Annotated in this window: 17 protein-coding genes; 6 read left to right on the forward strand and 11 right to left on the reverse strand. The window is 68.5% G+C overall.

The window, feature by feature from the left end; all coding sequences use genetic code 11:
* Positions 1 to 249: 249 nt before the first annotated feature.
* The 6 genes from R2C4_RS00445 (at position 250) to R2C4_RS00470 (ending at position 7,112) form a co-directional block, all read left to right on the forward strand.
* The gene (locus R2C4_RS00445) at positions 250 to 1,386 is read left to right on the forward strand and encodes an ABC transporter substrate-binding protein (RefSeq protein WP_141889109.1); all 1,137 of its coding nucleotides are present in this window, start codon (positions 250 to 252) and stop codon (positions 1,384 to 1,386) included.
* A 73-nt stretch (positions 1,387 to 1,459) separates the two neighbouring features.
* Positions 1,460 to 2,380, forward strand: a complete 921-nt coding sequence (locus R2C4_RS00450) for a branched-chain amino acid ABC transporter permease (RefSeq protein WP_058284823.1) — start codon at positions 1,460 to 1,462, stop codon at positions 2,378 to 2,380.
* The gene (locus tag R2C4_RS00455) at positions 2,377 to 3,366 is read left to right on the forward strand and encodes a branched-chain amino acid ABC transporter permease (RefSeq protein WP_058284824.1); all 990 of its coding nucleotides are present in this window, start codon (positions 2,377 to 2,379) and stop codon (positions 3,364 to 3,366) included. Before R2C4_RS00450 ends, R2C4_RS00455 begins: the two co-directional genes overlap by 4 nt.
* A complete protein-coding gene (locus R2C4_RS00460; RefSeq protein WP_141889110.1) occupies positions 3,359 to 4,114 on the forward strand; it encodes an ABC transporter ATP-binding protein in 756 nt (251 codons plus the stop codon). Before R2C4_RS00455 ends, R2C4_RS00460 begins: the two co-directional genes overlap by 8 nt.
* A complete protein-coding gene (locus R2C4_RS00465) occupies positions 4,111 to 4,800 on the forward strand; it encodes an ABC transporter ATP-binding protein (protein WP_141889111.1) in 690 nt (229 codons plus the stop codon). Before R2C4_RS00460 ends, R2C4_RS00465 begins: the two co-directional genes overlap by 4 nt.
* Positions 4,801 to 5,012: 212 nt before the next feature.
* Complete coding sequence (locus R2C4_RS00470; protein WP_141889112.1) at positions 5,013 to 7,112, forward strand: TonB-dependent siderophore receptor; 2,100 nt, start codon at positions 5,013 to 5,015, stop codon at positions 7,110 to 7,112.
* An 88-nt stretch (positions 7,113 to 7,200) separates the two neighbouring features.
* Here R2C4_RS00470 and R2C4_RS00475 read toward each other — a convergent pair whose 3' ends face one another.
* The 11 genes from R2C4_RS00475 to R2C4_RS00525 form a co-directional block, all read right to left on the reverse strand.
* Positions 7,201 to 8,034 carry an energy transducer TonB gene (locus R2C4_RS00475; RefSeq protein ID WP_141889113.1) on the reverse strand — a complete coding sequence of 278 codons (834 nt, stop codon included), beginning with the start codon at positions 8,032 to 8,034 and terminating at the stop codon, positions 7,201 to 7,203.
* Entirely contained in the window at positions 8,031 to 8,414 is a 384-nt protein-coding gene (locus tag R2C4_RS00480; protein ID WP_141889114.1) for an ExbD/TolR family protein, read from the reverse strand. The genes R2C4_RS00475 and R2C4_RS00480 overlap by 4 nt, the downstream gene beginning before the upstream one ends.
* 10 nt (positions 8,415 to 8,424) lie before the next feature.
* Entirely contained in the window at positions 8,425 to 8,802 is a 378-nt protein-coding gene (locus R2C4_RS00485) for an ExbD/TolR family protein (RefSeq protein ID WP_141889115.1), read from the reverse strand.
* Between the two features lie 4 nt (positions 8,803 to 8,806).
* Positions 8,807 to 9,724 carry a MotA/TolQ/ExbB proton channel family protein gene (locus R2C4_RS00490; RefSeq protein WP_141889116.1) on the reverse strand — a complete coding sequence of 306 codons (918 nt, stop codon included), beginning with the start codon at positions 9,722 to 9,724 and terminating at the stop codon, positions 8,807 to 8,809.
* Complete coding sequence (locus R2C4_RS00495) at positions 9,721 to 10,773, reverse strand: siderophore-interacting protein (RefSeq protein WP_141889117.1); 1,053 nt, start codon at positions 10,771 to 10,773, stop codon at positions 9,721 to 9,723. The genes R2C4_RS00490 and R2C4_RS00495 overlap by 4 nt, the downstream gene beginning before the upstream one ends.
* 11 nt (positions 10,774 to 10,784) lie before the next feature.
* Complete coding sequence (locus tag R2C4_RS00500) at positions 10,785 to 11,567, reverse strand: ABC transporter ATP-binding protein (protein ID WP_141889118.1); 783 nt, start codon at positions 11,565 to 11,567, stop codon at positions 10,785 to 10,787.
* Positions 11,567 to 12,583, reverse strand: coding sequence for a FecCD family ABC transporter permease (locus R2C4_RS00505; protein ID WP_141889119.1), 1,017 nt, complete (start codon positions 12,581 to 12,583; stop codon positions 11,567 to 11,569). Before R2C4_RS00505 ends, R2C4_RS00500 begins: the two co-directional genes overlap by 1 nt.
* Positions 12,580 to 13,611, reverse strand: a complete 1,032-nt coding sequence (locus R2C4_RS00510; RefSeq protein ID WP_141889120.1) for a FecCD family ABC transporter permease — start codon at positions 13,609 to 13,611, stop codon at positions 12,580 to 12,582. The genes R2C4_RS00505 and R2C4_RS00510 overlap by 4 nt, the downstream gene beginning before the upstream one ends.
* A gap of 1 nt (position 13,612) precedes the next feature.
* Positions 13,613 to 14,635 (reverse strand): ABC transporter substrate-binding protein, encoded by a 1,023-nt coding sequence (locus R2C4_RS00515; protein WP_141889121.1) that lies wholly within the window; start codon positions 14,633 to 14,635, stop codon positions 13,613 to 13,615.
* A 212-nt stretch (positions 14,636 to 14,847) separates the two neighbouring features.
* Positions 14,848 to 16,206 (reverse strand): dihydrolipoyl dehydrogenase, encoded by a 1,359-nt coding sequence (lpdA, locus tag R2C4_RS00520; protein ID WP_141889122.1) that lies wholly within the window; start codon positions 16,204 to 16,206, stop codon positions 14,848 to 14,850.
* Positions 16,207 to 17,529 (reverse strand): dihydrolipoamide acetyltransferase family protein, encoded by a 1,323-nt coding sequence (locus R2C4_RS00525; protein WP_141889123.1) that lies wholly within the window; start codon positions 17,527 to 17,529, stop codon positions 16,207 to 16,209.

Raw genomic sequence — 17,529 nt, forward strand, 5'->3', positions numbered from 1 at the left:
CTCGCTTCTGCCGCTGACGCATTTGAACGGGCTGCGGGGAAATAGGGCAACAATATTTCCCTACATATTTTATGCTTGAAATAATAATCCAAGCCTGCGTAGGCTCATCCCGAGGGCTGGCGCGAGATCAGCCGGGGAGATGCGGGCTTTTGCCGGTCTTGGCGTCTGCCGGGGCGGCGGTAAAGCCGCAAGCATTTGATCAAGAACCCAGGCCCAAGGGCCGGGGCACATTCTGGGAGGAAAGACGTAATGAAGACCATTCGGATGCTCGCCATGGCAGCGACGGTCCCGGCGCTGGCGGCTGCGGCCCAGGCCGACACCAAGATCGGCATGATCACCACCCTGTCCGGCGGCGGCGCGGGGCTGGGCGTGGATGTGCGCGACGGTTTCATGCTGGCGATCGAACAGGACGGCCGCGAGGGCGTCGAGGTGGTGATCGAGGACGATCAGCGCAAGCCTGAAGCGGCGGTGCAGATTGCCGACCGGATGATCCAGTCCGAGAAGGTGGACATCATGACCGGCATCATCTGGTCGAACCTGGCGATGGCTGTGGTGCCCGCCGCAACCGCGCAGGGCGTGTTCTACCTGTCGCCCAACGCCGGTCCCTCGGCGCTGGCGGGCAAGCGCTGCCACCCGAATTATTTCAACGTTGCCTGGCAGAACGACAACCTGCACGAGGCCGCGGGCGCCTATGCCAATGAGGCGGGGCTGAAGAACAGCTTCATCCTGGCGCCGAACTATCCGGCGGGGCAGGACGCGCTGACCGGCTACAAGCGGATGTATGAGGGCGAGCTGGCGGGTGAGATCTATACCAAGCTGGGCCAGACCGATTACGCCGCCGAGATCGCGCAGATCCGGGCCTCCGGTGCCGACTCGGTCTATTTCTTCCTGCCCGGCGGCATGGGGATTTCCTTCCTCAAGCAGTATGCGGGCAGCGGCGTCGATCTGCCGGTGGTCGGCCCTGCGTTTTCCTTTGATCAGGGCATCCTGCAGGCCGTCGGCGACGCGGCGCTGGGGGTGAAGAACACCTCGCAGTGGAACAAGGACATCGACAATGAGGCCAACGCCGAATTTGTCGCCTCCTTCCAGGAGAAATACGGGCGCCTGCCGTCGCTGTATGCCAGCCAGGGCTTTGACACCGCCAACCTGATCCTGAGCGCGCTGGACAAGGCGGAGCCTGCCGATCAGGACGCCTTCCGCGCGGCGCTGAAGGCGGCGGATTTCGCCTCCGTGCGCGGCAGCTTCAAGTTCGGGGACAACCATCACCCGATCCAGGACATTTACGTCCGCGAAGTGATCAAGGAAGGCGATGTCTTTACCAACAAGATCATCGCCACCGGCCTAAAAGACCACGCCGACGCCTATGGCGGCGAGTGCAAGATGTAAGCTAAGCCCCTGAGCGGAGACGCCTTGTGCGGCGTCTCCGCAAACGGCCAGGCTTCCCCGCGGAAATCCGAAAATGACTTATATTCTAGTTCTGGAGCAGATCCTGAATGGGCTCCAGCTCGGGGTGATGCTGTTCCTGATGGCAGCCGGGCTGACGCTGGTGTTCGGGGTGATGGGGCTGATCAACCTCGCCCATGGCTCGCTTTACATGGTGGGGGCCTTTGCGGCGGCCGCCGTTGCGGGCTGGACCGGTTCGTTCCTGCTGGCGCTGATCGCAAGCCTGGCCGCCGCCGCCGCTGCCGGCGCGCTGATGGAGCTGGTGGTGATCCGGCGCCTCTACCGCCGCGACCATCTGGACCAGGTGCTGGCGACCTTCGCGCTGATCCTGATTTTCTCTGAGGGCACCCGCTGGCTGTTCGGCTCCTTCCCGCTGTTTCTGGATGTGCCGTCCTACCTGTCCGGGCCGGTGAGCCTGCCGGGCGGCATTGAATACCCGCTCTACCGGCTGACCATCATCCTGATCGGGCTGGGTATCGCTGCCGGGCTGTTCCTGCTGATCGCGCGCACCCGCATCGGCATCCAGATCCGCGCGGGCGAGGCCGACCGTGAGATGATTGCCGCGCTTGGCGTTGATATCTCGAAACTCTACACGCTGGTCTTTGCCCTGGGCGCGGCGCTGGCGGGGCTGGCGGGCGCGCTGGTCGGCGCGATCCAGTCGGTGCAGGTCGGTATGGGCGAGCCTGTGCTGATCCTCGCCTTTGTGGTGATCGTCATTGGCGGCATCGGCTCCATCAAGGGCGCGCTGGCCGGTGCGCTCTTGGTGGGGATGACCGACACCCTGGGCGGCGTGTTCCTGCCGCAGCTGTTTGCGCTGTTTCTGGACCCGGCCAGCGCGGCCTCCGCCGGGGCGTCGCTGGCCTCGATGCTGATCTACATTCTGATGGCGGCAATCCTGCTGGTGCGCCCCTCTGGCCTTTATGGAGGGAGCGCATGATGCTGACGCGCGAGAGCCTGCTCAATTGGGCGATGATTGCGGCGCTGCTGCTGGTGCCGCTGGCGGCGTGGAGCTTGGATGAGCCGTTCATCATTACTCTGGCGACCAAGGCGGCGATCCTGGCGCTGGCGGGAGTGGGGCTGAACATCGCCCTGGGCCTTGGCGGGCTGATCAGCCTGGGCCATGCGGCGTTCTTCGGGATCGGCGGCTATGCCATGGGCATTCTCGCCGCCCATGCCCAGAACTACGAGCCGCTGTTTGACTGGCCGTTCCTGTTCGAGGGCAGCAACCAGATGCCGCTGATCTGGCTGGTGGCGGTGGTCTTCAGCGCGCTGGCCGCACTGGTGATCGGGGCGCTGTCTTTACGCACCTCGGGCGTTTATTTCATCATGATCACCCTCGCCTTCGGCCAGATGCTTTATTACTTCGCGATCAGCTGGAGCGCTTACGGCGGCGAGGACGGGCTGTCGATCTGGGTGCGCAATGAATTTCCGGGCCTCAACACCCTGGATCCGATCCAGTTCTTTGCCATTGCCTATGTGATCCTGTGTCTTGCGCTGGTGTTTGCCGCCCGGCTGGCGCGCTCTCCCTTCGGGCTGGCGCTGGCGGCGGCGCGGCAGAATGAGGATAGGGTGCAGGCGGTGGGGCTGACGCCCTTTACCCTGCGGCTGACGGCATTCGTGATCTCCGGCGCCATCACCGGGCTGGCGGGGGCGCTGTTTGCGGACCTCAACCGCTTTGTCAGCCCCACCATGCTCAGCTGGCACACCAGCGGCGAGATCATGATCTTTGTGATCCTTGGCGGGGTCGGGCGGCTCTACGGGCCGGTTGCGGGGGCGGCGCTGTATATCATTCTGGAGCACCTGTTGGGCGGAATCAGCGATTACTGGCAGATCTTCCTTGGGGTGCTCTTGCTGCTGATCGTGCTGTTTGCCCGCGGCGGGCTGATCGGTGCGCTGGCAGGACGGGAGAAGGCGCATGGCTGAGGCGGTTCTGAGGGTACAAGGCCTGAACAAAAGCTATGGCGCGCTGCAGGCCAGCAAAGATGTCTCGCTGGACCTGCGGCCCGGTGAAATCCATGCGCTGATCGGGCCGAACGGGGCGGGCAAATCCACCCTGATCAAGCAGATCGCGGGCAATATCGCGCCCGACAGCGGGCGGGTGGAGCTGCTGGGCCGCGACGTGACCGCGCTGGACACCGTGGCGCGGGCGCGGATGGGGCTGGGGCGGACGTTCCAGATCTCGGCGCTGGCGATGGACTACACCGTTTTGCAGAACGCGGTGCTGGGCGCGCTTGGCGGGCGGGGGCGGCCGTTCCATTTCTTCCGCAACGTGATGAAGGATCCGGAGCTGCTGGAACAGGCGCGCGACGCGCTGGAGCGGGTGGGGCTGACGGACGATGCAAACCGCCGCACCGCCGACCTGTCGCACGGCCAGCGCCGCCAGCTGGAGGTGGCGGTGGCGCTGACGCTGAAGCCCAGGCTGTTCCTGATGGATGAGCCGATGGCGGGGCTGGGCGCTGCCGGGTCCAAGGCGCTGACCGGCTTTCTGGACGGTTTGCGGCAGGAGGCGCCGATTTTGCTGGTGGAGCATGACATGGATGCGGTCTTTGCGCTCGCGGACCGGATCAGCGTGCTGGTCTACGGCCAGATCATCGCCACCGGTACCGCGGATGAGATCCGCGCCAACGCCGAGGTGCGCCGCGCCTATCTGGGAGAGGAGGACGCCGCATGAGCCTGCTGACCTTACAGGGCGTCGAGGCCTTTTACGGCCCGGCGCAGGCCTTGTTCGGCGTCGATCTGGAGATCGGCGAGGGCGAGGTGGTGGCGCTGATGGGCCGCAACGGGATGGGCAAATCCACCACCATCAAGACCATCTGCGGGATGCTGGGACCCTCCAAGGGGGAGCTGCGGTTCGACGGCCATGACCTGCGCCAACTGCCGTCCTACAAGATCGCCCGGCTGGGGGTCGGGCTGGTGCCCGAGGGGCGGCGCTGCTTTGCGCCGCTGACGGTGGAGGAGAACCTGATCGCCGCGGCCCGTCCCGGACCATGGGATATGGCCAAGGTGGCAGAGTTGTTCCCCCGGCTGGAGGAGCGGCGCAGCCAGACCGCCGGGTCGCTGTCGGGCGGCGAGCAGCAGATGCTGACCATCGGCCGCGCCCTGATGACCAACCCGCGCCTGCTGATCCTGGATGAAGCGACCGAAGGCCTGGCGCCGGTGGTGCGGCAGGAGATCTGGGCCGCGATCGGGCGGCTCAAGCGCGAGGCGGGGCTGGCCATTCTGGTGGTGGACAAGTCGCTGCGGGAGCTGTCGGCCATCGCCGACCGCGCGGTGATCCTCAACAAGGGCAGCAACGCCTGGGGCGGCAGCATCGGCGATTTGCCGGCAGAGGTGGCGGACCGCTATCTGGGGGTGTGATCCTGCGCGCCCCTCAAAGGTGCCCGCGGGCTGCAAAGGTGATGCATTTTTGCAAGTTTTGACCCTTGGGACCTGCTGTTCCCGGCCGCCCGCGCGCCTTTGGCCCGGCGGGCGGCGATTGGCGCTTGACCGCGCGCCCGATCCTTACTAGCCCGCACCTACCCAGCAATACGTCAGGCAGAAATTGCAACCGCACATAGCGGAGATGGGACATGATTCTGCGACGTACTGCTGCGTCAGCTTGCGCCCTGCTGGCAGCCATGCCGGCACTGGCCGAAGTTGTCGAGCTTGAACAAATCAACGTAAACCGGCACAGCGGCGAGGGCTTCTTTGGCGAAAGCGTCTCGCTGGAGACCGGCACTATTGCCAAGACCGGCGACCCGATAGCGGAGACGCCGCGGTCGGTGACGGTTGTAACCGCCCAGGAAATCGCCGCGCGCGGCGCTCAGAACGTGGAGCAGGCGCTGCAATACTCCGCGGGCATCGTCGGCGGCCAGTGGGGGCTGGACAACCGTGCGGACTGGTATCTGGTGCGCGGCTTCAGGGCCAGCACGCTGCATGACGGGCTGCCGGCCCGTTACGGCTTTTACAACGACACCAAGCCGGAACCCTTCCTGCTGAACAGCGTCGAAGTGCTGAAGGGGCCGGCCTCCGGCCTTTATGGCAGCGGTTCGGTCGGCGGGGTGGTGAATACCACCTCGAAAACTGCGGCGCAGGATGCTGAGAACCTGTTCCAGCTGCAGTTGGGGTCGCATGACCGCAAGCAGGTTGCCGCGGACGTGAGCGGTGATCTGAACGCAAGCGGCACCCTGCGCTACCGCTTCGCCGGGGTGCTGCGGGACTCGGAAACCCAGGTCGATCATTCGCAGGACGATGTACTGGCGCTGGCGCCGTCCATCACCTGGCGGCCGAATGCGGATACCGAGCTGACGGTGCTGGCCAATTATCAGGACAACAACGGTAGCCCGCTGATCCAGTTCGCCTCGATCTATGGCACGCTGCTGCCCGCGACGGGGTTCGGCAACGGTGATTTCCTCCCCAGCAGCGTCTTCGTGGGCGAGCCGGGCTTTGACCGGTTCGACAGCGAGCAGCGCGCCATCACCGCGATGTTCAAGCACCGGTTCAACCCGGTCTGGAGCCTGAACGCCAACGCGCGCTATCTGGAGGCCGAAGCGCTGTACCAGCATGCCTGGTGGGCCTTCGACAACACCGGCACGGGCCGGTACAATCCGGACGGCACCATCAACCGCACCTTCTACCGGGCGGAAAACAAGCTGAAGACCTGGGCAATCGACGCCTATGCCACCGCGGAATATGCGCTTGGCGTCTTTGACATGCGGACCTTTGCCGGGGTCAGCTACAGCCGCGGGCATTATGACAGCGATACCGGCTATGGCGCGCAGGTTGGCCCCATCGATCCGTTCAACCCCGTCTATGCGGGTTATCCGTCGATCACCGTGGCCGACACGCCCGGCACCTCGATCACCGAGACCGGCGCCTATGTGCAGCATCGCGCCGCCTATGACGACCGGCTGTTCATTGATCTGGGCCTGCGCTACGGCAATATCGAAACCGGGCCGAGCACGGGCAGCTTCGGTGCTTCCTCCATTGCCGCCAAGGACAGCGAGTGGACTGGCAATGCCGCGGTGATGTACCGGTTCGGCAATGGCGTTGCCCCCTACATCAGCTACGCCGAAAGCTTCCGCCAGGATGCGATCGGTACCGATGCGGCGGGCACCCCGTTTGAGCCGACCCGCGGCGAGCAGGTTGAAATCGGGGTGAAATACCAGCCGCCTGGCACCGATACGCTGCTGACGGCGGCAGTGTTCGACCTGACCAAATCGAACCTGACGGTGGCCGATCCGGGCAACCCCGGCTTTCAGGTGCAGACCGGCGAAGCCTCCGCCAAGGGGCTGGAGCTGGAGGCGTATCACCGCTTTGGCGATCTGACTGTTGATGCCGCCTATACCTATCTCGATACCGAGGATGCGGAGGGCGATTACATCGCCCAGGTGCCCAAGAACGCGGCGTCGCTGTGGCTGAACTACGCGCCGCTGGAGGGCCGGCTGCAGGGTTGGACGCTGGGCGCCGGGGTCCGCTACAACGGCGAGGCCTGGGGCGGGTCCAGCACCTATCTGACGCCGTCTTACACGCTGTACGACGCGGCTGTGTCTTATGGCCAGGACAACTGGCTGGTGTCGATGAACCTGCGCAACCTGAGCGATGAGCGGTATGTCAGCACCTGTGCGGGCGGTGCCTGCTACTTTGGCGAAGGGCGCAGCGTGGCGCTGACGCTGACCACGAAGTTCTGAGCCGCCCCGCAGCGGTTCACACAAGGAAAAGGCCCGCGCAGGCAGCGCGGGCCTTTTTTTGTTTTGCGGGCCGAACCCGCAGCCGTGCTTATTTCGAGAAGCGCATCGGCAGGGTGAAGGTGAGCTGGCTGAGGCCGAGTTTTTTCGGCGCGGCGGGGAATGTCCCGGCGCGGGCGACCGCCTGCAGCGCCGCCTGGTCGAACGCGGCGCTGCCGGAGGATTTGGCAATCCGGTATTCTAGCAGCTGGCCGGAGCGGGACACGGTGATCCGCACCACCGCCACGCCGCTGCCGCTGGCGCCAGCGGGGAAGCGTTTGCGGCGTTCGATGCGGGCGCGGATCCTGGCGCCCCAGACCGCTTGCAGCTTGGCCTCTTGCCCGGCCCGGGCGGTGGCAGCGGCAGCGTTTCCGGCCTGCCCGGCCTGGGCGCCGCCGCCGGATCCGGCAGACCGCTGCCCGGCCCGGCTGGCCGCGGTCTGCTCAGCCTTGCGTGCCTGCTGCAGTTCGGGCACCGCCTTGGGGCGGGGGGCTGGCTTGGCTGCGGTTTCCGGCTGTTCCTCAGGCGGCGGCGGGGGCGGGGCGGCGGTGTCCACCTCCAGCGTGCCGGCGGGCGCGGGCCGGGCCAGCGCAATCTGCGCGGCCGCGCGCGGCGCCTGGGCCAGCTCGAATTGCGGCACTGCGGGGGGTGCGGGGACGCTGAGGGACTGAGACAGGTCTGCCGTTAGCTGCGGCACCGCCTGCGGCGGGCGCTGCCAGGCTTCCACCATGTCCGCAACGGTGGCATCGGCGGCCTGGACCGAAACCAGCGCCTCGCCGCCCGCGCCGCTCGACTGGGCGCCGGAGCGGGGCGCGGCGGCAAACAGCGCGGCGTGGATCAGCGCGGCGATCCCGGCAAAGACGGTGAGTTCGGCGGCGCGTTTCATTGCGGGCGCACCGCCAGTTCGGCCCGGTTGAGCCCGGCTGCCGCCAGTTGCCGCAGGATCCGCGCCAGCGCTGCGGCCTCCAGCCCGGCATCGGCCCGCAGCTGCACCGCGGCATTGTCCGCGCTGGCGGCGGCCAGCCGGGCGATTGCCGCTTCACCAGCGGAACCGTCAAAGTGCATTTGGCCCTCCGCGTCGATGTACAGCACCGCGTCCGCCTTGGCCTCGGTGTCCAGCGCGGCCTCGGGCGGGGTGACCTCGAAGGGCTCAGGCTGGGCGAGGCGGGAGGTCATCAGGAAGAAGATCAGCAGCAGGAAGACCACGTTGATCATCGGAACGATGGATTCGGCGCGCGGGCGGCCGGGGGGATCGGTCAGGTCCATGAACGCCTCCTCATTCCACCAGGACGAAATTGGTAAAGCCTGCCTGCCGCAGCAGCGCGGTCACATCGGTGATGCGCTGCAGGTCAGCCTTGCCGCGCCCGCGAAGCACCAGCATGTCACCCGGCGTTTCCATCAGCGGCGCCAGCGCCTGCGCCAGGTTGCTGTCGGCCACCGGCACGCCGTTGATATCCAGGCTGTTCGGGCCGATCCCGATCAGCCGCGGCGGGCCGGTGTAGGCGCCGCCCTGGCCGGCCAGCGGCAGGTCCAGCACTGCCTCCGTGCCGAAGCGCGAGGCCAGCATGAAGAACACCAGCAGAAGGAACACCACGTCGATCATCGGCGTCAGGCTCGGCTTGCGGCGGGGTTTGGCGGGCGGATCGAGCAGCATCGCGTCACTCGGCCGCCAGTTTCAGCTCTGCGGGCGCTGCCGCCACGAACAGCCGGGTGGCGCTGTCTTCGATATCGCGGCGGATGCGGCTGATCACCGCCTCGAACCAGGTCAGCGCGGCGGAGGCCGGGATCGCCACTGCCATGCCCGCGGCGGTGGTCAGCAGCGCCTCCCAGATGCCGCCCGCCAGCAGCGCCGGATCGGCGCGCGCGCCTGCTGCCTGCAGCGCCTGGAAAGCGGCGATCATCCCCAGCACGGTGCCAAGCAGGCCCAGCAGCGGCGCGATGGTGGCAATCAGCTCCAGCGCGCCCAGCCCGGTGGCGGCGCTGCCGAGGTGCAGCTTGGCCACCCGGGCGGTTTCTTCGCGGGCGCGGTCCTCGGGCAGGGCGGCGAGGGCGGTCAGGGCCGCGGCCACCACCCGTGAGCGGATGCCGATGCGGCCCTTGACGATGGCCAGCGCGGTGCCGGTGTCGCCGCGTTCAAAAGCCTCCACCGCGCGGCCCGCCTTGCCGCGCGACCAGGCGCCGATCAGCGCCAGGCGCCAGATCTTCCACAGGATCAGCGCCAGGGTGATCACGGACAGCGCCGCAATCGCCCAGATCGACGGTCCGCCGTCGCGCAGGAGTTTCAACGCCTTGGCAGCGGCATCGCGGGCGGTGTGCGTCAGTTCCTCCTGCCGGGGGAGCGGGTCGGCGGGCGCCAGCACGTCTGCGTCCGGCGCTGGCGCTGCCGGGGCGGGCGCGGAGGAGTGCGGCATCGCCAAAGCGGGGGCTGCGGGGGCTTCGGGCTGGGCTGCCGCCGGGGCCTGTGCGGCGATCTGCGGCACCGGCGCGGCGGGGGAGTTCTGCGCGGCAGCCGGGGCTGCAAGCAGCGGGGCGGTCAGAAACACGGCGGCAAGGGCCGCCCGGGCGCGACGGGTCATGATTGGCTCCAATATGCGGCGATATAGCTGGTTCCGGGGGCGGGTTTGTCGCGCTGGAGGGCTGCGCGCAGGCGCTGCACCTCCGCCTTTTCGCAGGCAAACCACAGGAAATGGCCGGGCGCGCGTTTGCGTGCGGCCAGGGCGCGCTCGGCCAGGCTGTGCCCGCCATCGCGGCGCAGCCAGGTCAGGGAGACGCCCGCCGGGGCGGTCACCGGGTAGCCGCAATCCTTGCCCTCGGAGCTGAGCAGAACCGCCTCGCCCGCGCTGTCCCGCGGCAGGCTGTCCAGGATGCGGGCGGCGGCGGGCAGGGCGGTTTCGTCGGCGAACAGCAGGATGCTCGAGGTGTCAGGTATGCCGCCGCCGCCGGGACCGGCAAGGACCAGCTGGTCCCCGTGAGTTGCGTTGCGCGCCCACTCGGTAGCCCGCCCTCCATCGTGCAGGAAAATGTCGAAATCCATCAGCCCGGCTGCATGGCTGATCCAGCGGGTGGTGTAGACCGGGCGGTGCAGCGCGGTCTCTCCCTTGGGCCAGACGGTGGCGCCGGTTTCCGACAGCCGGGGCCATTGCGGCGCGGCACAGCCCGCGGGCGGCAGCAGCAGGCGGAAGTGGATGGCGTCGTCCTGGAAACCGGCCAGATCCGGCGCCTTGATGCGGACGCGCAGGAAGGCGCTGCCGATGGGGGTGATCGACTGGACCGTGGTGAAATGGACATTGGGCGGCAGGCTGCCAGCGGCGGCGGCGCCGGGCCAGCGCAGGGCGGCGGAGGCACCGGGCCGGATCTCGTCCAGATGCGCGGCGATGCCGTCCTTCAGCATGTGCAGCCTGTCCGGCAGGGCTGCCGAAACGCCGATTGCCGTGCCGCCGTTCCTTGCGGCAAAGCGGTAGTGGCCAAAGCCCGCGATCTCCACCGTGACGGCGGCGGCGCTGGCCTCGACCACCGGCAGTTCATGCTCCTGCGCCATCGCCAGGACGGCTTGGCGCACGTCCGGGAACGGCAGCATCGGCAGGTCGGTGTCCGCTTGCAGCGGGAAGGTGGAGCGGAGGGTCATGGCGGCCTCATTCATGCGGGGATGACATGCGGGGTGCCGTGCAGCGGATCGGGGATGATCCGGCAGGGCAGCTGAAAGACGGAGTGCAGGACCGCTTCCGTGACCACCTCGGAGGGGGCGCCCTGGCAGAACACCTTCCCGTCCTTGAGCGCGATCATGTGGCTGGCAAAGCGGGCGGCCAGGTTGATGTCGTGCAGCACCATGGCCACGGTGCGCCCGGTCTCGCGGTTGAGCCTCTGCACCAGCTTCAGCAGCTCGATCTGATGCGGCAGGTCCAGGTAGGTCGTCGGCTCGTCCAGCAGCAGGATGCCGGTTTCCTGCGCCAGCGCCATCGCGATCCAGGCCCGCTGGCGCTGCCCGCCCGACAGCGCCTCCAGCGGTCTGCGGGCGTGCCCGGCCATATTGGTGAGCTCCAGCGCCCGGGCGACCGCTGCCGCGTCCTGCCGCGACCACTGCCGCAGCGCCGATTGATAGGGGGTGCGGCCGCGCGCCACCAGATCGCGCACCGTCAGCCCTTCGGGCGCGGCGGGGGTTTGCGGCAGGATCGCCAGCCGCCGGGCAACAGAGCGGCTGCTTTGGCGGTGGATCGCCTTGCCGTCCAGCACCGCCTGGCCGCGGCCGGCGGGCTGCAGCCGGGCCAGGGTTCTGAGCAGGGTGGATTTGCCGCAGGCGTTGGGGCCGACGATGGCGGTCAGCCCGCCATCGGGGATGGCGGCGGTCAGGCTGTCCAGCACGGGTGTTCCGGCATAACCGGCCGAGAGGTCCTCGGCCCGAAGGCGGGCGGTGTCAGGCATCAGAGCGTTCCTTTGCGGAAATGCGCCAGCAGCAGCCACAGCAGCACCGGGGCGCCGGTGAGCGCGGTAAAGACGCCGGCGGGCAGCTGCACCCCCGGCACCATGCGGGCGGCGGTATCGGCCAGCAGGGTCATCAGCGCGCCGGCCGCGGCGGCGGCCAGCAGCGCGGGCTTGCCGGAGGGAACCAGGCGGCGGGCGATCGGCCCGGCGGCAAAGGCGACAAAGGGCAGGGGGCCCGCGGCGGTCACCGCAAGCGCGGTCAGCACAATGCCGGCACCGGCCACCGCCAGCCGCAGGCCGGAGACCGGCAGGCCGAGGCCGGTTGCGATGCCGTCGTCCATCGCCAGCCGCGCCAGCGGGAAGTGCAGCCGCCACAGCACCGGCGCCAGCAGCGCCAGCCCGGCCCAGACCCGCGCCGCGTCCGCCCAGCCGCGGCTGTGCAGCGAGCCGGTGAGCCAGTTCAGCAGATCGGAGGCGGTTTTCGGGTCAATGCGGCTGACCAGCAGGTCGGCGGCGGCGGTCAGGGTCAGGCTGGCGCCGATGCCGGTCAGGATCAGCCGGCCCGGGGGCAGCCCGTCCTTCCAGCTCAGCAGCAGCACCAGCGCCGCGGCCAGCGCCGCGCCGGCAATGGCGCCCGCCAGCATCATGCCGCCGGTCAGGATCACTGCGGCCAGGGCGCCGCAGCTGGCGCCGGCGTTGAAGCCGATCACATCCGGCGAGGCGAGCGGGTTGCGCAGCATCGTCTGGAACATCGCCCCCGCCAGGCCGAAGGCGGCACCGGCGCCAAGCGCCGCCGCAATCCGCGGCAGCCGGTGGTCCAGCAGGATCATCTGCTCAATACCGGTGCCCCCGCCTTGCAGCACCGCGGCCATCTGCGCGCTGCTGAGGGGGTAACTGCCGGTCTGCACCGCCAGCAGGGCGGCGGCCAGCAGCAGGGCCATCAGGCAAAGGCCGGCCAGCAGGGCGCGGCGCGAGATCTGCACCGACAGGGCAGCGAAACGGAGGGTCCATGTCATAGGCTGCGCACTCCGTTCCGGCGCACCATCCAGACCAGCACCGGCCCGCCGATCAGCGCGGTCATCACGCCCGCCTGCATATTGCCGCCGAACAGCGGCAGGCGTCCGGCCAGATCGGCGGCAACCAGCAGCAGCGGCCCGAACACCGCGGAAAAAGCCAGCGTCCAGCGCATGTCCGGCCCGGCGGCCCAGCGGGCCAGATGCGGCACGATCAGCCCGGCAAAGGCGATCGGCCCGGCCATCGCGACAGTGGCGCCGCACAGAAGCACGATGGCGCTCCCGGCGGTGGCCCGCGCCAGCCCGGTGCGCACGCCCAGACCGCGGGCGGTGTCCTCGCCCAGAAGCAGCGCGTTCAGCCCGGCGGCGGCCACAGCGGCCAGCCCTGCGCCCAGGGCCAGGAAGGGCAGCAGCGCAATAAGGGTGGCGGGCATAGTGCCGTCGAACCCGCCCAGCACCCAGAAGCGGTAAACATCCAGGGTTTGCGAACTGACCAGCAGCAGCGCCCGGGTCAGCGCCAGGATCAGCGCGCTGAGCGCCGCGCCCGCCAGCACCAGCCGCAGCGGGCTGGCACCGCTGCCGCCGCCCAGCAGGAACACCAGCACCGAGGCCGCCAGCGCGCCGCCAAGCGCCACCCAGACAAAGGCTGCCGGATCGGTGATGCCGAAGCCCAGGATGCAGATCACCACGCCAAGCGCGGCGCCGCCGTTGATGCCGAGCAGGCCCGGATCGGCCAGCGGGTTGCGGGTCATCCCCTGGATCAGCGCGCCGGACATGCCGAGCGCTGCGCCAGCAAGCACCGCGCCCGCCAGCCGCGGCAGGCGCATGCTGCGGATCACGATATGGCCGGCATCGTCCGGGTCATAAGCGGTCAGCGCCGCCCAGACGGTGTCCCAGCCGGCGGGCCGGAAGCCGAAGCGTAGCGCGGCGGCCGACAGCACGGCCAGCCCCAGCAGGGACCCGGCGAGCCGCAGGCCGCGCAGGCTGGCGGCGGCGCGTGGCGGCGGCACACCGATGGCTGAGACGGGCATGTCAGCGGCCCTCCGGCAGCAGGCCGGCTTCGGCCATGCTGGAAACCGGGGTGCCCGGGTCGCCGTCCAGCGCCGCCTCCAGCAGCGGCACCAGCTGGTCCAGCGCGGCGTCCAGGCTCAAGGGGCTGGAATGGGACAGCGCCGAGGACAGCAGCCGCCCGGCATAGATCTCCCGCCCCTCCCGGTAGGCGCGCAGGATGTGGCGCAGCGGCAGCCGCTTGAGGCGCGGCACCGATCCGCCGGCGTCAATCCAGATCAGCGCATCCGTGTCGATGGGCGAGAGGTCTTCATCGGGCAGCAGGGCATAGTAAGCGTTCGCAGGCGCAAACGGGTTTTCCACCTCCGGCACGGTGAAGCCCAGGGCAGCTAGGAACTGGCCGCGGATGTCGCTGGCGGAATAGGCGCCAGTGCGGGTGGCCGAGACCATGACGGCGCTTGCGCCCTGCCACTCCGGGTGCGCGGCGCGGATCGCGGCAAAGCGGCCTTCGATCCGGGCGATGATCTGTTCTGCCTTGGAAGCGTTTCCGGTGGCCGTGCCCAGGGTGCGCAGCATCACCTGCCAGGGCGAGCCGTAGCTGCCGTGGGCGGCCTTCGGCGCCACGGTCGGCGCGATCCGCGACAGCAGCGCATATTCGCGTTCGGTCATGCCCGACCACTGTCCGGTGATCAGGTCCGGCTCCAGCGCGGCGATCCGTTCTATGTCGATCTGCCCTTGCAGCACGATGGGCCTGGCATCGCCCAGGGCCGCCTGCGCCCAGGGCCAGACCCCATGGGGGTGGTCGCCGAACCACTTGCGCAGGGCATGGGGTTTTTCCCCCAGCGCCAGGAGGAAATCATGGCCGATGAAGCTGAGCGAGACGATGCGCTGCGGCTTGGCGGGCACAATTGTGGTGCCATAGCGGTGCTCGATCACCGCCGGAAATGCATCCGCCGCGCAGGCCGCGGGCGCAAGCGCCGCTGCGGCCAGCAGCAGACAGGCGCCGAGCCGGGCGCGCGCATTTAGAAGTATCTGAGCCAGCTTCACAATTCACTCCAGCCGTCAGCGCAGCTTGGAGCTGCACCGGGATATTGATCCGTTGATGGCTGGACTGTGTGCCGCGCAAATGGCGCGGAGCGTCTCGCTGAAAGGCGCCCGTCAGGGTGCGTCCGGACGCTTAAATAACCTTAGTTCTTTTGTCAAGTAATCCGGCCGCCCGGGCTGTTTCGCTCCGGGCGGCCTGTTGCGGCCTTTGGGGCTCAGATATGCAGCGCGTGACCCAGCGCGCGCAGGCAGGCTTCCTGCAGGCCTTCCGACTGGGTCGGATGCGCGTGGATGGTTGCGGCGATGTCCTCCAGGCAGGCGCCCATTTCGATGGCGAGCGAAAACGCCGCCGACAGTTCCGACACGCCGGCGCCTACCGCCTGCAGCCCCAGCACCGCCTTGTCGGCATCGCGCCAGACAACGCGGATGAAACCGTCCTCGCGCTCTGTCGTCATGGCGCGGCCATTGGCGGCAAAGGGAAATTCGGTGCTGCTGCTGCCCTCCACCTCGCCCGGCAGGGCGCCGCAGGTGACAATCTCCGGGTCGGTGAAGCAGACCGCCGGAATGGCGCGCTTGTCCCATTCCACCGCGTGGCCCGCGGCATGTTCGGCCACCATCTCGCCCTGGGCCATGGCCCGGTGCGCCAGCATCGGCTCGCCGGTGACGTCGCCGATCGCGTAGATGCCGCGCATGGAGGTCTGGCAGGTCTTGTCGATCCGGATGTAGGGGCCGTTCAGGGTCAGCGCCAGCTCATCAACGCCGATGCCATCCATGCGCGGGCGGCGGCCGACAGTGACCAGGACTTTCTCTGCCTTGATGCCGCCCTGGGTGGTGCTCAGAACGCCATCGGCAAAGCCTTCGGCCCTGGCGCCGGTCATCACCTTGATACCCAGGGTTTCCAGCCGCTTGGCAACCGGCCGGGTCAGGGCCTGATCGTAGAGCGGCAGGATGCGGTCCTCAGCCTCCACCACGGTGACCTTGGCCCCCAGCTTGGCAAAGGCCGTGCCCAGCTCCAGCCCGATATAGCCCGCGCCAACCACGGCGAGGGTTTGGGGCACCGCCTGCAGCGCCAGCGCCTCGGTCGAGGACAGGATATCGCCGCCGAAGGGCAGGGAGGGCAGCTCCACAGGAGCAGACCCGGAGGCGATCACGATGCGCTCCGCGCGGATCTGGGTCGTTTCATCACCCTTCTTTACCGCCACGGTCTTGCCATCGAGGAACCGCGCGCGGCCCTCGACCACGCGCACGCCCGCCTTGCGCATCAGCCCGCTGACGCCGCCGGTCAGCCGCTTCACGATGCCGTCCTTCCAGGCCACTGTCCGGCTCAGGTCGATCTCCGGCTTGCCCGCCGTGATCCCCAGCGGCCCTTCGCTTGCGTGCGCCATCTTGTGGAACTCGTCCGCGGCGTGGATCAGCGCCTTCGACGGAATGCAGCCCACGTTGAGGCAGGTGCCGCCGGGGTTGGCCTCGTCCACCACGATGGTGTCGACGCCCAGCTGGCCTGCGCGGATGGCGCAGACATAGCCGCCGGGGCCCGCACCGATGATGAGCAGTTTGCACTTCAGATCAGTCATTCAGCCCTCGACAAACAGCATGGCCGGATTTTCCAGCAGGGATTTCAGTTTCTGCACAAAGACCGCCGCGTCCCAGCCGTCGATCACCCGGTGATCGAAGGAGCAGGAGATGTTCATCATCTTGCGTGGCCGGAATTGCTGGCCGTCCCAGACCGGGCGGATCTGCATCTTGTTGACGCCGACAATCGCCACCTCGGGGTGGTTGATGATCGGCGTGGTGGCAATTGCGCCAAGCGGCCCCAGCGAGGTGATGGTGATGGTGCCGCCGGTCAGCTCCTCCCGCTTGATCGAGCCGTCGCGGGCGGCGTCGGCCAGACGGGCAAGCTCGCCTGCGTTGTCCCACAGGCTGTTTGCCTCGGCGTGGTGCAGCACCGGCACGTTCAGGCCCTGCGGGGTTTGCGTGGCCACGCCGATATGGACGCCGCCGTGGCGGTAGATCACGCCTTCGTCGTCATCGTAGCGGGCGTTCAGGCCGGGCTGTTCGCGCACCGCCTCGACGATGGCGCGCATCAGGAAGGGCAGCAGCGTCAGCTTGGGGCGGCTGCCCTCGTGCTTCTTGTTGAGCGCGGCGCGCAGGTCTTCGAGCGCGCCCATCTCCACCTCTTCGACGATGGTGATATGCGGGATGTGGCGCTTGGACAGCGCCATCTTCTCGGCGATCTTGCGGCGCATCCCGATGACACGCTGCTCCTCGACACCGGTGTTGCGGCCCCGCGTGACGCCGCCCTGGCGGATGCCGCCGGATTCGATCCAGCTGTCCAGATCCTCGTGGCTGATGCGCCCGCCCGGCCCGGTGCCGGGCACGTGGCGCAGGTCGACCCCTTCGGAGCGCGCCCGCGCCCGCACGGACGGCGCCGCCAGCGGCTTGCTGCCCTCGGGCCGCGGCAGGCGGTGGCCCGGTTTCTTGGCCGCCGGTGCAGCAGCCGCAGCGGCGGCCGCTGGAGGCGCTTCCGGCGCCTGCGCGCCCGCACTCTTGCCCTCATCCTTGTTCTTGTCCGCGTCTTTGTCCGGCGCGGGCTGCGGCGCCGGGGCGCTGGCTTTGGCTGTCTCCGGGGCCGCGCCGGGGGCCTCGTTGCCCTCGCCCTCGACCTCGATGCGGATCAGCACAGAGCCGATCGCCATCATCTGGCCGATCTCGCCGCCCAGCTCCAGTACCTTGCCGGACACTGCCGAGGGCACCTCGACCGCGGCCTTGTCTGTCATCACCGCCGCCAGGATATCGTCCTCGCGCACGATATCGCCGGGCTTGACGTGCCATTCTGTCAGCTCCGCCTCGGCAATGCCTTCCCCCACATCGGGAAGACGCATGGCATAAACACCCAT

The sequence above is a fragment of the Leisingera aquaemixtae genome (assembly GCF_006740765.1).
In the GTDB taxonomy this organism is placed as follows: Bacteria; Pseudomonadota; Alphaproteobacteria; order Rhodobacterales; family Rhodobacteraceae; genus Leisingera; species Leisingera aquaemixtae.

Coding starts and splice junctions, on each gene's coding strand:
- R2C4_RS00460 (WP_141889110.1), top strand. CDS start 3,359: ATGGCTGAGGCGGTTCTGAGGGTACAAGGCCTGAACAAAAGCTATGGC.
- R2C4_RS00475 (WP_141889113.1), bottom strand. CDS start 8,034: ATGAAACGCGCCGCCGAACTCACCGTCTTTGCCGGGATCGCCGCGCTG.
- R2C4_RS00490 (WP_141889116.1), bottom strand. CDS start 9,724: ATGACCCGTCGCGCCCGGGCGGCCCTTGCCGCCGTGTTTCTGACCGCC.
- R2C4_RS00500 (WP_141889118.1), bottom strand. CDS start 11,567: ATGCCTGACACCGCCCGCCTTCGGGCCGAGGACCTCTCGGCCGGTTAT.
- R2C4_RS00505 (WP_141889119.1), bottom strand. CDS start 12,583: ATGACATGGACCCTCCGTTTCGCTGCCCTGTCGGTGCAGATCTCGCGC.
- R2C4_RS00510 (WP_141889120.1), bottom strand. CDS start 13,611: ATGCCCGTCTCAGCCATCGGTGTGCCGCCGCCACGCGCCGCCGCCAGC.
- R2C4_RS00495 (WP_141889117.1), bottom strand. CDS start 10,773: ATGACCCTCCGCTCCACCTTCCCGCTGCAAGCGGACACCGACCTGCCG.
- R2C4_RS00450 (WP_058284823.1), top strand. CDS start 1,460: ATGACTTATATTCTAGTTCTGGAGCAGATCCTGAATGGGCTCCAGCTC.
- R2C4_RS00480 (WP_141889114.1), bottom strand. CDS start 8,414: ATGGACCTGACCGATCCCCCCGGCCGCCCGCGCGCCGAATCCATCGTT.
- R2C4_RS00455 (WP_058284824.1), top strand. CDS start 2,377: ATGATGCTGACGCGCGAGAGCCTGCTCAATTGGGCGATGATTGCGGCG.
- R2C4_RS00525 (WP_141889123.1), bottom strand. CDS start 17,529: ATGGGTGTTTATGCCATGCGTCTTCCCGATGTGGGGGAAGGCATTGCC.
- R2C4_RS00445 (WP_141889109.1), top strand. CDS start 250: ATGAAGACCATTCGGATGCTCGCCATGGCAGCGACGGTCCCGGCGCTG.
- R2C4_RS00465 (WP_141889111.1), top strand. CDS start 4,111: ATGAGCCTGCTGACCTTACAGGGCGTCGAGGCCTTTTACGGCCCGGCG.
- R2C4_RS00485 (WP_141889115.1), bottom strand. CDS start 8,802: ATGCTGCTCGATCCGCCCGCCAAACCCCGCCGCAAGCCGAGCCTGACG.
- R2C4_RS00470 (WP_141889112.1), top strand. CDS start 5,013: ATGATTCTGCGACGTACTGCTGCGTCAGCTTGCGCCCTGCTGGCAGCC.
- lpdA (WP_141889122.1), bottom strand. CDS start 16,206: ATGACTGATCTGAAGTGCAAACTGCTCATCATCGGTGCGGGCCCCGGC.